At 71.5% G+C, this 13,295-nt stretch carries 13 protein-coding genes and 1 pseudogene; 9 read left to right on the top strand and 5 right to left on the bottom strand.

Features of this window, described 5'->3' with window-relative positions:
• Positions 1-2 precede the first annotated feature (2 nt).
• From B1L11_RS21530 to B1L11_RS54100, 7 genes are all read left to right on the top strand, one after another.
• Positions 3-1,064, top strand: a complete 1,062-nt coding sequence (locus B1L11_RS21530) for an energy-coupling factor ABC transporter permease (RefSeq protein ID WP_079316148.1) — start codon at positions 3-5, stop codon at positions 1,062-1,064.
• Positions 1,065-1,162: 98 nt separating this feature from the next.
• Positions 1,163-1,927: a cobalt ECF transporter T component CbiQ gene (gene cbiQ / locus B1L11_RS21525; protein WP_079316147.1), complete on the top strand. Its 765-nt coding sequence runs from the start codon at positions 1,163-1,165 to the stop codon at positions 1,925-1,927.
• Positions 1,924-2,676 (top strand): energy-coupling factor ABC transporter ATP-binding protein, encoded by a 753-nt coding sequence (locus B1L11_RS21520; protein WP_079316146.1) that lies wholly within the window; start codon positions 1,924-1,926, stop codon positions 2,674-2,676. The genes cbiQ and B1L11_RS21520 overlap by 4 nt, the downstream gene beginning before the upstream one ends.
• A 40-nt stretch (positions 2,677-2,716) precedes the next feature.
• A complete protein-coding gene (locus tag B1L11_RS21515) occupies positions 2,717-3,061 on the top strand; it encodes an STAS domain-containing protein (protein WP_079316145.1) in 345 nt (114 codons plus the stop codon).
• A 33-nt stretch (positions 3,062-3,094) separates the two neighbouring features.
• The gene (locus B1L11_RS21510) at positions 3,095-3,874 is read left to right on the top strand and encodes an SDR family NAD(P)-dependent oxidoreductase (protein ID WP_079316144.1); all 780 of its coding nucleotides are present in this window, start codon (positions 3,095-3,097) and stop codon (positions 3,872-3,874) included.
• A gap of 15 nt (positions 3,875-3,889) precedes the next feature.
• Positions 3,890-4,687, top strand: coding sequence for a crotonase/enoyl-CoA hydratase family protein (locus B1L11_RS21505; RefSeq protein WP_239108988.1), 798 nt, complete (start codon positions 3,890-3,892; stop codon positions 4,685-4,687).
• A gap of 185 nt (positions 4,688-4,872) precedes the next feature.
• A complete protein-coding gene (locus B1L11_RS54100) occupies positions 4,873-5,751 on the top strand; it encodes a hypothetical protein (RefSeq protein ID WP_218671239.1) in 879 nt (292 codons plus the stop codon).
• Positions 5,752-5,770: 19 nt separating this feature from the next.
• Here B1L11_RS54100 and B1L11_RS21495 read toward each other — a convergent pair.
• Positions 5,771-6,678, bottom strand: a pseudogene (locus B1L11_RS21495) (SDR family oxidoreductase).
• Complete coding sequence (locus B1L11_RS21490) at positions 6,675-7,277, bottom strand: TetR/AcrR family transcriptional regulator (protein WP_079316143.1); 603 nt, start codon at positions 7,275-7,277, stop codon at positions 6,675-6,677. Before B1L11_RS21490 ends, B1L11_RS21495 begins: the two are co-directional and overlap by 4 nt.
• Before the next feature lie 134 nt (positions 7,278-7,411).
• Between B1L11_RS21490 and B1L11_RS21485 the strand changes: the two genes are divergently transcribed.
• Complete coding sequence (locus tag B1L11_RS21485; RefSeq protein WP_079316142.1) at positions 7,412-8,029, top strand: rhomboid family intramembrane serine protease; 618 nt, start codon at positions 7,412-7,414, stop codon at positions 8,027-8,029.
• Positions 8,030-8,041: 12 nt separating this feature from the next.
• On the opposite strand, the gene B1L11_RS21480 is transcribed toward B1L11_RS21485, so the two are convergent.
• From B1L11_RS21480 to serC, 3 genes are all read right to left on the bottom strand, one after another.
• Positions 8,042-8,722, bottom strand: coding sequence for a hypothetical protein (locus B1L11_RS21480; protein ID WP_079316141.1), 681 nt, complete (start codon positions 8,720-8,722; stop codon positions 8,042-8,044).
• Complete coding sequence (locus B1L11_RS21475; protein ID WP_256862769.1) at positions 8,719-9,285, bottom strand: RNA polymerase sigma factor; 567 nt, start codon at positions 9,283-9,285, stop codon at positions 8,719-8,721. Before B1L11_RS21475 ends, B1L11_RS21480 begins: the two co-directional genes overlap by 4 nt.
• A 147-nt stretch (positions 9,286-9,432) precedes the next feature.
• The gene (serC, locus tag B1L11_RS21470; protein ID WP_079316139.1) at positions 9,433-10,545 is read right to left on the bottom strand and encodes a phosphoserine transaminase; all 1,113 of its coding nucleotides are present in this window, start codon (positions 10,543-10,545) and stop codon (positions 9,433-9,435) included.
• A gap of 122 nt (positions 10,546-10,667) precedes the next feature.
• Here serC and B1L11_RS21465 point away from each other — a divergent pair.
• A partial coding sequence (locus B1L11_RS21465; RefSeq protein ID WP_079316138.1) for an ABC transporter substrate-binding protein occupies positions 10,668-13,295 on the top strand: 2,628 nt, incomplete at its 3' end.

The raw sequence follows: 13,295 nt of genomic DNA, 5'->3' as shown, positions 1-13,295 counted from the left end.
CCGTGCACGTGCCCGATGGGTTCTTCAACGTCCCCGTGTCCGTCGGCGCCGGGGTCTTCGCGGCCGCCGGGGTGGCCGTGTGCCTGCGGGGCGCCAAGCGGGAGCTCGACGACCGGACCGCCCCCATGGCGGGCCTGGTGGCCGCGTTCATCTTCGCGGCGCAGATGCTCAACTTCCCCGTGGCGGCCGGCACCAGCGGTCACCTGCTCGGCGGGGCCCTGGCGGCGATACTCGTCGGGCCGTACACCGCCGTGTTGTGCGTGGCGGTCGTGCTGCTCGTCCAGGGGTTCTTCTTCGCCGACGGCGGGCTGACCGCGCTGGGCGTCAACATCACGCTGATGGCGATCGTGACCGCGGTCGTCGGCTGGGCGGTGTTCCGGCTGATCACCCGGGGCAGGCCACGCGGGCGGGCGACGTTGGTGGCCGCGTCGTTCGTGGCGGCGCTGGTCTCCGTCCCGTCGGCGGCACTCGTGTTCACGGGCCTGTTCTGGCTCGGCGGCACCGCGCCGATCGAGCCGGGCTCGGTGGCCGCCGCCATGGTCGGGGTGCACCTGCTCATCGGGCTCGGCGAGGGCTTCATCACCGCGCTCACCGTGAGCAGCGTGCTGGCCGTGCGTCCCGATCTCGTGTACGGCGCGCGCGGGATGACCAGGGCGCTGACGCTGCGCACCGCCGACGGGGACGTGCAGGTGGGTCAGCAGGGTGGACCGGCGGCTCCGGAGGCGCCCTCGGCCGGGATCGGCCTGCGCCCGGTCCTGGTGGGCGGCGCTCTCGTGGCCGTGCTGCTGGCCGGCGTCGTCTCGTTCTACGCCTCCAGCGCTCCCGACGGGCTGGAGAAGGTGGCGGCGGACAAGGGCCTGAGCGCGCAGGAGAAGCCGCACGCGGTGGAGGACGGCCCGCTGGCCGGATACAGCGTCAAGGGCGTGGAGAACCAGCGGCTGTCCGGCGGCCTGGCCGGGGTGGCGGGTGTCGCGCTGACGGTCGTGGCCGGAGGCGGCGTGTTCTACGTCATCCGCCGGCGCCGGCGCGGGACCGACGGAATGACGACCGCCAGCGCCCAATGAGCCCGATGAGTCCGGCGAGCACGGCGCCGACGAGACCGTGAGCGCCCTGCCCGCATCCGGGCGGGGCGGGTCCGCGATGATGACATGGTGAGTGCGAAGTGAGCGCCGGGCACCATCACCCGATCTACCGGCCCGCCGACACGCCCGTCCACCGGCTGCCACCCCAGTGCAAGCTCGCGGCGGTCGTCGCGTTCGCGGTGTTCGTGGTCGCCACGCCGCGCGAGCGCGTCTGGGCGTTCGCCCTCGACGCGCTGCTGCTGGCCGCCGTCGCGGTCGCCGCCCGGGTGCCGGCGGGCGCGATCGTACGGCGCATGGTGATCGAGGTGCCTTTCGTGCTGTTCGCGGTGGCGATCCCGCTGATCGGCACCGGCGAGCGGATCCAGGTGCTCGGTCTGTCGTTGAGCGCGCCCGGCCTGTGGGCGGCCTGGAACATCCTGGCCAAGGCCACGCTGGGCGTGGTCGCCTCGATCCTGCTGGCGGCCACGACAGAGCCCCGGATGATGCTGCTCGGCGCCGAGCGGCTGCGGCTGCCCCGGCTGCTCGTGCAGATCGCGACGTTCATGCTGCGCTACCTGGACGTGATCCTCGACCAGATGCGGCGCATGCGGATCGCCAGGGAGTCGCGGGGATTCGTCGCCAGGGACCTGCGGCAGGCCCCCGTGCTGGCGAAGTCGGCGGGAGCCCTGTTCATCCGCTCGTACGAGCGGGGGGAGCGGGTCCACCTCGCGATGCTGAGCCGCGGCTACGCGGGCGAGATGCCGACGATTAGGGATATATCAGCGACTGGGCGAGACTGGGCGGTGGCGGGCATGCTGCCTTGCCTCGCCGCGGTGACGGCCCTACTGGCGCGGAGCACGACATGACCTCCGGCAGCCCCTCGCTCACGGTGAGCAGGCTCGCGTACGCCTATCCCGACGGGACGCAGGCGTTGTACGGCGTGGACCTGACGATCGAGCGGGGGGAGCGGGTCGCCCTGCTCGGCCCGAACGGCGCGGGCAAGACCACGCTCGTCATGCACCTCAACGGCATCCTCACGGCCGGGCACGGGACGGTGGAGGTGGCCGGGCTCGCGGTGCGCGCGGACACCCTGCGGGAGATCCGCCGCCGGGTCGGGCTGGTGTTCCAGGATCCGGACGACCAGCTCTTCATGCCGACCGTGCGGGAGGACGTCGCGTTCGGCCCGGCCAACCTCGGGCTGCGCGGCGCGGAGCTCGACCGCCGCGTGCACGACGCGCTGGAGCGGGTCGGCATGCTGGACGCGATCGACCGGCCGCCGCACCACCTGTCCTTCGGCCAGCGCCGCAGGGTGGCGGTGGCCACGGTGCTGGCGATGGAGCCGGAGATCCTCGTCCTCGACGAGCCGTCGTCCAACCTCGACCCGGCGTCCCGCCGCGAGCTGGCCGAGATCCTCAAGAGCCTGGACGTGACCGTGCTGATGGTCACCCACGACCTTCCGTACGCGCTGGAGCTGTGCGAGCGTTCGCTCATCATGTCCGAGGGGGTGATCGCCGCTGATGGGCCGACGCACGCGCTGCTCGCCGACGAGCGGTTGCTCGCCGCGCACCGGCTCGAACTTCCCTATGGCTTCGCCGTCCCTGCTCAGCCGGGGTGATGAATAAGTAAAGTGGGCCGGAGCTGAGGAGGTCCCGACGATGAAGCTGCGGCTCGCGCGCCAATCGCTCTCCAATGCCGTCGTGGTGGCCGTGGAGGGGGAGCTCGACCTGTTCACAGCTCCGTTCCTGCGTGACGAGATCCGGGACGCCATACGCCACGACGGCCCGACGCTCGTGCTGGACCTCGGCGAGCTGTCGTTCATGGACTCCAGCGGGCTCAGCGTGCTCATCGAGGCGTGGCGGCTGGCCACGAGCGAGGGCGGCGGCGTGTGCCTCGCCTCACCGCAGCCTCCGGTGGCCCGCATCCTGCGTACGACCGGCCTGGACCGGCGGATCAAGGTTTACCCCGACGTCGATACCGCGATTTTGCGGCACCCCGAGTAGAACTTCATTCGGTTCGCGCGTTAAGGTCCGGCTATGGATCTGAACGGAGCAGCAGCAATCATCTCGGGCGGTGCCAGCGGCCTCGGCGAGGCGACGGCCCGCGAGCTGGCCCGCGTCGGTGCGACCGTGGTCGTGGCCGACCTCAACGCGGAGCGCGGCAAGGCGCTGGCCGACGAGATCGGCGGCGTGTTCGCCCACACCGACGTGTCCGACGAGGCGTCGGTGCAGGCCGCGGTGGATGCGGCGGTCGCCACCGGCAAGCCGTTGCGCGCCGTGATCAGCAGCGCCGGCATCGGCTGGGCCCAGCGCACCGTCGGACGGGACGGCTCGCCGCACGACCTGGCGTCCTACCGCAAGGTGATCGACGTCAACCTGATCGGCACCTTCAACCTCATGCGCATCGGCGCGGCGGCCATGGCCAAGACCGAGCCGGTGGACGAGGACGGCGCCCGCGGCGTCGTCATCAACACCGCGTCGGTCGCCGGCATCGAGGGCCAGACGGGCCAGGTGGCGTACTCCGCGTCCAAGGGCGGCATCATCGGCATGACCCTGCCCGCGGCCCGCGACCTCGCGGCCATCGGCGTCCGCGTGCTCACCATCGCGCCGGGCATCATCGACACCCCGATCTACGGGAAGATCGGCGACAAGAACGCCGAGGAGTTCAAGGCCAAGCTCATCGGGCCGGTGGCGTTCCCGAAGCGGCTCGGCAAGGCCTCGGAGTTCGGTCACCTGGTGCGCACGCTGATCGAGAACGACTACATGAACGGCGAGGTCATCCGTTTCGACGGCGGCATCCGCTTCCAGCCCAAGTAAGCCGAGTGAGGTCAGGTGTCCGAGGTGAACTCCGGGCCGGCCGCTGAGCCGGACGAGGTACTCGTAGAGATCGTCGACGGCGGCGTGGCCGTCGTCACCATCAACCGGCCCAAGGCCAGGAACGCCGTGAACGGCGCGGTGGCGCGCGGGATCGCGGCCGCCCTGGACGAGCTGGACGAAAGCCCCGAGGTGTCCGCGATCGTCCTCACCGGGGCCGGCGGCACGTTCTCGGCGGGCATGGACCTGAAGGGCTTCCTCACCGGCGACATGCCGGTGGTCGAGGGCCGGGGCTTCGGCGGCATCACCGAGGCGCCGCCGAAGAAGCCCATCATCGCCGCGGTCGAGGGGTACGCGCTGGCCGGCGGGTTCGAGCTGGCCTTGTCCTGCGATCTCGTCGTCGCGTCCGAGGAGGCGAAGTTCGGCCTGCCGGAGCCCAAGCGCGGCCTGGTCGCCGGCGCGGGCGGCATCATGCGGCTGCCGCGCCGGATCCCCTACCACGTCGCCATGGAGATCGCGCTGACCGGCGACCACTACCCGGCTGTCCGGCTGTACGAGCTGGGGCTGGTCAACCGGATCACGTACCCGGGCGAGGCGCTCAACGGCGCGCTCGAACTGGCCCGTACGATCGCGGCGAACGCGCCGCTGGCGCTCGCCGCGACCAAGCGGATCATCGTCGAGTCGGCCGACTGGTCGCTCGACGAGATGTTCCGCAAGCAGGGCGAGATCATGGCGCCCGTCTTCGGCTCCAAGGACGCCATGGAAGGCGCGGCGGCCTTCGCCGAGAAGCGCGCCCCCGTCTGGAAGGGCGAGTAACCCGCACACCTCGTAAGACCGCTCGGGGCGCTCCACACAGGGGCGCCCCGGGCTAGGCGAACTAACGGTCCGGGCTACGCCGCACGGGTGATGACTCGTCCGCCGTCGTGATGACGCGCTTTCCCGGCCCGCTCACCACACTTCCTCATATCGATCAAGATGAGAACGAGGAAGGGTGATCGGACGTGCGAGCTGGACGAGGCGCCTGGCTGGCGGCCGGGGCGGTGGCAGGGCTGCTCGTGGGCGGCGGGGGAATCGCCGTGGCCACGACCGCGACCACGACCACGCCGATCGTGGCCTGCGTGGGCCCCGACGGCGTCATGCGGATGCCCCAGGCGCTGGAGGAGTCGGTCCAGGGCCGTACCGAGGGCGCGCAGGTCACCGCGCCGGTCCCCGGCGGCACGTGTCCCGTCGAGTACCGGACCGTGTCCTGGAACGCTGCCGGACCACAGGGCCCAATCGGACCGACCGGACCGACCGGACCGGCCGGAGCTCAGGGCCTCACCGGGCCGACCGGACCTCAGGGGCCCAAGGGAGAGACCGGTCCGCAAGGGCCCCAGGGCCCGGCCGGACCCCAGGGCCCGCAGGGCGAGAAGGGCGAGCCGGGCGCCACGTACGGGCGGACCTACATCGCCCAGAAGAGCCCCACCTACGAGAGGGGACGGGTCGAGGTGGCGCGGATCACCCAGGTGCCCGCAGGAGACTACGTCATCCAGACCAGCGTCAACACCAGGATCATTGCACCGTCTCCCGGGAGCCAGACCGTCACCTGCGAGGTCAGCACGCCCACGGGCGTCACCTCCACCGTGCCGCGGCAGTCCGGCTACAGCAAGTCGGACGGCGGCATCCTGCTGTCCTTCTTCGTCACAGCCAAGCTGGACACGCCCGGCCCGGTGGTTCTCACATGCGAGCTCTCTTCGGAGAACTACGTAAGGGTTACCTCCGAGAGCAGGCTGATGGCGACCAGCGTGCCCGAGGTCGTCACGACCGGGCCGACAGCCGGGCCGACCCCCACGCCGTCCGCCCCTTCGACCGCCATGCCGACCGTCACGCCGTCGCGCTGACGACGCCGTCGAAGGCAGGTCAGAGCGGGTCGCCGAGGGGGCCGTACTCTTCCTCCAGGGCGTCGGCCCAGTGGGCGGCCCAGTCCGGCTGGGTGCCGTCCGCGTCGGTGAAGCCGTACTCCTTGTACAGGTCCCAGGTGGCCAGGGCCCGCCCGGTCTTGCTCATGACGCCGGGGTCGGCGGCCAGGGCGGCCACCGCCCGGCCCAGGTAGGCGGGCGTCTCCGAGTGGGCGAAGTTCGGATCCTTCGCCACCCCGTCCCGCCAGTTGCCCTCGGTCACGCCGAAGTGATCCAGCACGGCCTCCGAGCGCAGGAAGCCCGGGGTGACGGCCACGGCCGCGACGCCGTACGGCTTGAGCTCCGCCGCCTGGGCCACGGCGAGGCGGATCACGGTGGACTTGGCGATGTCGTAGAAGAACGAGCCGCGATAGCGGGCGGTGTTGCCGTCGGTGACCTCCACGACCAGTCCGCTCCGGCGGGCGACCATCAGGGGCAGCGCGAACCGGCTCGTGACGATGTGGGTCTCCACCGCCCGGCGCAGCAGCCGCAGGCCGGTGTCGAGGTCCTGCTCCCACAGGGGATGCTCCCAGTCGGTCAGCGCGTCGCCGCCCCACACGGAGTTGACCAGGACGTCGAGCCGCCCGTCCTGCTCGACGGCGATCCGGTCGACCAGGGCGCGCACCTCCTCGGGGTCGCTGTGGTCGGTGCGCACGGCGATGCCGGTGCCGCCGGCCGCGGTGACCGCGCGGCGGTCTCCTCGATGGTCTCGGGGCGGTCCAGATCGGAGCGGCCGGCCGTGCTGCTGCGGCCGGTGACGTAGACCGTGGCGCCCGCGGCCCCGAGTTCGACGGCGATGCCGCGTCCGCCGCCCCGCGTGCCTCCCGCCACCAGGGCGACCTTCCCGGCGAGCGGCTGACTGTCGTTCATCGTTTCTCCTCGCAGCGGGTGTGGGGGGCCAGAAGGCCGGTGATCGCCCGCCGGAGCCGCTCCGGCAGCGTGCCCTGCCGGTCGAGGGCCCACGTCAGGCCGGTGCCGGCGATCAGCGCCTGGACGGACTCGGCCAGCGCGGCGGTGTCGGTGCCGGTCCGCAGCTCACCCTCGGCCACCGCCTCGTCCAGCAGGGCCAGGATCGCCCCTCGCTGCGCCTCGTGGATGACCAGGGCGTACTCGTGCAGTTGGGGATCGGTGAGGTCCATGCACAGGAACGCCAGGTGATTGGCGAAACGCTCCGGGGTGTCCATGAGGGCCATCGACTCCTCGGCCAGCGCCAGGAGCGCCTCCAGCGGGGAAGGACGCCCCTGCCGCAGCCGCTCGTGGTGTGCCCCCGCCTCGTGCGCGGACTGTTTCGCCAGCGCCACCAGCAGGCCGCGCTTGGACCCGAAGCGCTGCACGAGGGTGCCCGGCACGAGCCCCACCTCGTCGGCGACCGCGGCGAGGGTCAGCCCGGCCGGACCCACCCGGCCGATCACCTCGGCCGCCGCACGCAGGATCACCGAATCGTCCACCCCGCGAGGACGTCCCGCCACCGGGCCCTCCTTTTCATAAATGACTGTTCATTTATTAATACAGTCGTCCGGCCTCTCCTGCAAACCCGACGGCATGATCCCGGCGGATCCGGGCAGTCCGCTCGTTCGTGAGCGGGACTGCGTACGGTGAAACCATGAATGATTCCGCGCCCGGGCTGCCCCGGCCGGGCCGGTCGATGCGGGAGCGGACGTCCGCGCTGCTCACCGGCGCCCTCGGCAGCGCGATCCTGATGATCGTGCTCGTCGCGGTGATGTGGGCGATCGAGATCGTCGACTATGTGGAGAACGGGCGGCTCGACAGGTACGGCATCGTCGCCCACGAGCCGGACGGCCTGCCCGGGATCCTGTTCGCGCCGTTCCTGCACGCGGGGTTCGGCCATCTGATGGCGAACTCGCTGCCGCTGCTGATCCTCGGGTTCGTGGCCGCCATCCGGGGGATCGGCAGGTTCCTCGGGGCGAGCCTGGTCATCATCCTGGTCAGCGGGCTGGGCGTGTGGTTCACCAGCCCGCCGGACACACTGACGATCGGCGCGAGCGGCCTCGTCTTCGGATATTTCGGTTATGTCGTGGCCCGGGGGTTGTTCGACCGCCGGACCCTCGACATCGTCCTCGGCGTCGTGGTCGCCGTTCTGTACTACTCGATCCTGTGGGGAGCCCTGCCCACCCAGCCGGGCGTCTCCTGGCAGGGCCACCTGTTCGGCCTCATCGGCGGCGTGATCGCCGCCTGGCTGCTGCGCCGCCGCAGGACCTGACCGGCGTCCGGCTCAGGAGCCGGGAGGCGGGGTGGCGGTCCCGATGTCGAACGCTGAGGGGTCATCGATGACCCGGCAGGGCTTGACCGGACCGTCCGTCAGCCGTCCGGAGAACCGGAAGGCCACCCCGGGGTGCTCCGTGGTCGGCTTCCGCGCGTTCTCCACGACCTCGATCATGACGATCTGCCCGGGCCTGATGAACTTGGGGCGGATCGTGATGCCGTTCTTCGGCTGGATCGCCTTGCTCGACGCCAGGTTCTCCGTCACCCGCCGCACGCGCGCCTGTACCGCCGGGTCCTGGCTCTCCAGTTCCTCCTTCGTGAAGGAGGTGCGGTCGCCCGCCACGAAGGGGGCGCGTCCGTCGGCGCACCTCTTCCCCAGCGGCAGATAGCTGATGTCGGCCTGCACGCCCAGCCTCGCCAGGTCCCTCTCGACCTGGTCCGGGTCCCTGAACTCGTTGATCTGCAGGCTGATCGAACCGTCCGCGTGCTGGGTCAGCGCGTACGCCGGGGCCTGCCCGCCGATCACCAGCGGGAGGGCGACGGCAGCGGCCGCGGCGGCTGCGACGACTCCGGTGCCGGTCAGCATACGGGTCCGGAGGCTTCGGCGCCCCGACGCGTGCGGCCGGGCTTCCCGCGCGGCCATCTCCGCCTTGAGTTCCGCGAGCAGTCTGTCCTCGAAGGTGTCGTTCACTTCGTTCCTCCGATCATTTCCACGACTCCGGGAAAGCGCTGGATCTGCCGCCGGGCGCGGTGCAGCCTGACCCGGGCGGTGCCCTGCCTGATGCCGAGCGCGGCGGCGGCCTCGGCGGGGCTGAGCCCGTCCACGGCCACGAGTTCCAGCAGCGCACGGTCGCCCTCCGGCAGATCGGCCATCGCCTCCAGCGCCAGGCGGGCCGGCGACTCGGCGTCGACGCGTTCCTCCAGGCGGGCGATGTCGTCGGCGTCGAGCAGGCGGCGGCCGGCGATCCTGCTGGTGGCGCGTAACTCCCTCGCCGTACGGCGGCGCTGTGCCAGCACCGTGTTGCGCGCCACGCCGTAGAGCCAGGCGATCTCGCTGCCTCTGTCCGGGCGGTAGGTGTGCGCGGAATCCAGCACGGCGAGGAACACCTCGGCCGTGAGGTCGGCGACGGTGTGCGGATCGTCCACCCGCCTGGCCAGGAACCGCGTCACGGCGTCGACATGCCGCCGGTAGAAGGCTTCGAATTCATCGGGATCACGGGCGAAGCCCGCCGGACCCGTCTGCTCACGGCTCACCGGCGCTCCCCTCGGTCGTGTGACAGAACACATCCCTGCTTGGACGAAGCGCCGCACACCGTTACAGGACCGGAAAAACGAAAAGCCGACGGCCCGGAGACCGTCGGCGAGATCGGCGGCCGCCGGAGGGGCGCGCCGGGAGAACCACTAGAGACGCTCGACCACGTAGTCGACGCAGGAGGTCAGCGCCTCGACGTCGGCGGGGTCGATCGCCGGGAACATCGCGATCCGCAGCTGGTTGCGGCCGAGCTTGCGGTAGGGCTCGGTGTCCACGATGCCGTTGGCCCGCAGCACCTTCGCGACCGCCGCGGCGTCCACGGCGTCGTCGAAGTCGATGGTCCCGACGACGTTGGAGCGCTGCGCCGGGTCGGCCACGAACGGCGTGGTGTACGACGTCTTCTCGGCCCAGGTGTACAGCCGCGAGGCGGAGTCGGCCGACCGGGCGGTGGTCCACGCGAGGCCGCCCTGGGCGTTCATCCACTCGATCTGGTCGGCCAGCAGGAACAGCGTGGCGACCGCCGGGGTGTTGTACGTCTGGTCCTTGACCGAGTTGTCGATCGCGGTCGGCAGGCTGAAGAACTCGGGGACGAACCGGCCGCTCTCGGCGATCTCCGTCACCCGGGCCAGCGCCTTCGGCGAGAACAGCGCGATCCACAGGCCGCCGTCGGAGGCGAAGCTCTTCTGCGGGGCGAAGTAGTAGACGTCGAACTCCTCGGCGGAGACCGGCAGGCCGCCGGCGCCGCTGGTGGCGTCCACGAGGACGAGCGACTCGTCGTCCACGACGCGCTTGATGGGCATGGCGACGCCCGTCGAGGTCTCGTTGTGGGTGAGCGCGTAGACGTCCACGCCCTCCTCGGCGACCGGCAGCGGGTGGCTGCCCGGCTCGGACTTGATCACCGAGGGGTCGGCGAGCCAGGGGGCCTTCTTCGCGACCGTCGCGAACTTCGAGGAGAACTCCCCGAAGTGCAGGTGCTGCGACTTCTCCCGGATCAGCCCGAAGGACGCGATGTCCCAGAACGCCGTGGTGCCGCCGTTGCCCAGCACGACCTCGTACCCCTCCGGGAGGGAGAACAGGTCGGTGAGCCCGGCACGGACGCGGGCGACGAGGTTCTTCACCGGCTTCTGCCGGTGGGAGGTGCCCATCACCTTCGCCCCGGCGTCGGCGAGAGCGGCGAGCTGCTCGGGGCGTACCTTCGAGGGCCCGCAGCCGAATCGGCCGTCGGCGGGCTTGATGTCAGCGGGAATCACGATGTCAGCCACGGTTCAAGCGTAGTGAGACCTGCGGATGCTCTAGACCATGGTCCGGATCGTGAGACATCATGGTCCCGTTTTAAGATCACGCACCACCTCAAGAATGGACTCCACCCCCGGGAGACATCCGCGTGGCCGACCCGCACGCCGTCATCGAGGCACTGGTTCGCAGGCCGCTCTTCTGGCGCTCCGACCGCCCCCTGCCCCTCGTCCTCGTCGTCGGCCGCGACGGCGCCGCCTTCGACGCGGCCCGGCGGCTCGCCGCGCCCTTCGAGGACTCCCTTCCGCAGGCCACGGTCAGGGCGGGGGAGTATGACACGCTGCGTGAGCTGGTCGCGGCGCTGGCGGGGGAGCGCGGCCAGCTCGGCATGCCGGTCGGCGGCTCGTTCCTGCCCCCGCCGCGGTTCCCGCTCGTGCAGTTCGTGCTGTGGGCGCGGCGGCAGCGCGAGGAGCCGCCTCCCGGGGAGCCGGTCGACGTGCCCGGCCGGACCTGGCCGCCCGACCCCCAGTCGCGTACGGGCCAGGAGGAGTTCAAGGAGCGCCTCAAGGACTGGCGCAGGGGCAGGTACGGCGGGGACAGGGGGCGCAGGACCGCGGCGGACTTCCTCGGCCGCGCGGCCACCACCTGGGTGCCGGTCGGCACGCTCGCCGCCTGGGGGCTCGGCGGCGCCTCCGACCTGGTCGGCCTGATCCCGTGGGCGCTCGGCGTGCTCGTCGCCGTCGTCGGCACGTTGATCCAGGCGATGCTCTCGATCAGGGGATCCCTCTTCAACGGCTGGTTCAGGAAGCAGCCCTATCTGACCAGGAAGCCCTTCGAGCGCCTCGCGAAGTACGCGCTGCGCATCGCCAACGCGAGCGAGGCGGAGGTCGAGCGGCTGCTCGTCCACGCGCTGTGCCGGGACCTGCGCCAGGCGTACCAGAAGTGGCTGATCCCGTGGCCGAGCTGGGGGCGCGGCCTCTACGCGATGCTGGTCCTCGACGCGCGGTGGCCCGGCGACGTCAACGAGCGTCTCCTGCGCACGCTGGAGGAGACGGTCGAGGAGACCGGGCTGCTGCCGCCGCTCCTGGTGCTGGCCGCCGTGCCCGAGTCGTTCGCGCCGGGCAGCCGTCCGGTCACCGCGGGCCGGATGTCGGACCTGTCCGCGCTGGTGACGTCGTGGCGGACGGCGGCGCGGCGGCGGGTGCCGCCGCTGCGGCTGATGGTCAGCGCGCCGGGGATCCCGCTGGACGACGACTACCGGCCGCGTCTGCTGGGCAGCCGGATGCGGGCGATCGGCTACTGGTGCGTGATGGCGCTGCTGCTCATCGGGCCCGTCGTCCTGCTCGGGCGCATCCAGCAGGACCGCAACGCGCACTGCGGCGGCCTGTCCTGGGTCGAGCGCGACGGCAAGGAGTGCGTCGGCGTCGTGAACGCCGACGGGACCACCCCGGAAGGGCTCTTCCCGTCGGGCGAGATAACGCGGCTCGTCGCCCGGATCGACCGCAACAACGCCCTGGCCAGGGAGGCCGGGACGTACGTGAGCGTGGTGCTGTTCGGCGAGTACTCCGTCGCGCAGGACCAGAACGACAGCGCGTTCGTCGGGGCACGGGCGGAGCTGACGGCGGTGGAGGAGTACCAGCGCGGCGTCTCCGGCGCGCCCCGCCTCCAGGTCCTGGTGGCGAACGCCGGCACGAACTTCCGCCAGGGGCGGCGTACGGCGGAGCTGGTCAGCGAGATGGCGGCCGAGGACCCCCGCGTGCTCGGGGTGATCGGCTTCCAGCGCAGCGTCCGCGGCGTCGAGGAGGCCATCCAGACGCTGCACACGGCGAAGATCCCGATGCTGGTGACCACCGCGACCGCCGACCGGCTCGGGTACCTGCCGGACGATCCCGCCCGGTCCGGGTCCGGCTACCCCTCCCCGTACGTGTTCCGCCTCGGGCCGTCGAACCAGCGGCAGGCGCGGCTGGCCGTCAGGTTCGCCCGCAAGCGGCTCCTCGGCGGTGTGCACAAGCCGTCCGCGGTGGTCGTCCAGGACCAGACGGACGACGACAACTACACGAACAACCTCGCCGACGACTACGCGGACGAGGCGGGCGCGGTGGGGATCGCGGTCAGCGACCGCGTCGCGTACAAGGACCGGGGAACGGGCATGGACCTGGCGGTGAGCCGGGCCTGCGGGCACGGGCCCGACCTGCTCCTCTACGCGGGCCGCGCGGCCGACTTCCTCGACTTCCTGCGCTACGTCGAGGGCAAGGACTGCGGCAAGGAGCCGATCAAGGTCCTCGCGGGCGACGACGTCATCAAGGCGGTGGCCAACAGCGGCGCCGTGATCGGCGACTATCGCCGCGTCCAGGTCTACTACGCGGCGCTGGCGAGCCGCGAGCTGTGGCGCGGCAGCGCCGCGGCGCCGACGCGCTTCGTGCAGAGCCTGCTGAGCGGCCGGCACCCGAAGGAGTCCGACGACAACCTCATCCTCAGCTACGACGCCGCCAAGCTCTTCTACGAGCGCGTCAACGCGGCCTATCGGGGCGGGCTGCCCAGCAGGGGAGACCTGCTCTACCAGATCTCCCTCGTCTCCCCCCGCGACAGGTGGAACGGGTCGAGCGGGGTGATCTCCTTCGGCGCCGCCGCCCACGAGCCCGAGGACAAGGCCATCGCGATCCTGAAGGTGAACGACTCCGGCAGGTCCGAGGTCGCGGAGCGCTGCGGGCGCCTGGCGACCCACCGAGCTCGAGGACACCAAGGAGACTCTGGCCGGGACCGTCGACTCGGGGACGGG

Origin of the sequence: Microbispora sp. GKU 823, from assembly GCF_002027145.1 — a bacterium.
GTDB classification, from domain to species: domain Bacteria; phylum Actinomycetota; class Actinomycetes; order Streptosporangiales; family Streptosporangiaceae; genus Microbispora; species Microbispora siamensis.
The sequence above is the reverse complement of the archived record's forward strand: the minus strand, read 5'-3'. Positions and strand labels throughout refer to the sequence as shown.

Bases quoted from the DNA above. Each gene is read 5' to 3' on its own strand.
- B1L11_RS21520 (WP_079316146.1), top strand. From the start codon at position 1,924: ATGACCTCCGGCAGCCCCTCGCTCACGGTGAGCAGGCTCGCGTACGCC.
- B1L11_RS21485 (WP_079316142.1), top strand. From the start codon at position 7,412: ATGAATGATTCCGCGCCCGGGCTGCCCCGGCCGGGCCGGTCGATGCGG.
- B1L11_RS21510 (WP_079316144.1), top strand. From the start codon at position 3,095: ATGGATCTGAACGGAGCAGCAGCAATCATCTCGGGCGGTGCCAGCGGC.
- B1L11_RS21515 (WP_079316145.1), top strand. From the start codon at position 2,717: ATGAAGCTGCGGCTCGCGCGCCAATCGCTCTCCAATGCCGTCGTGGTG.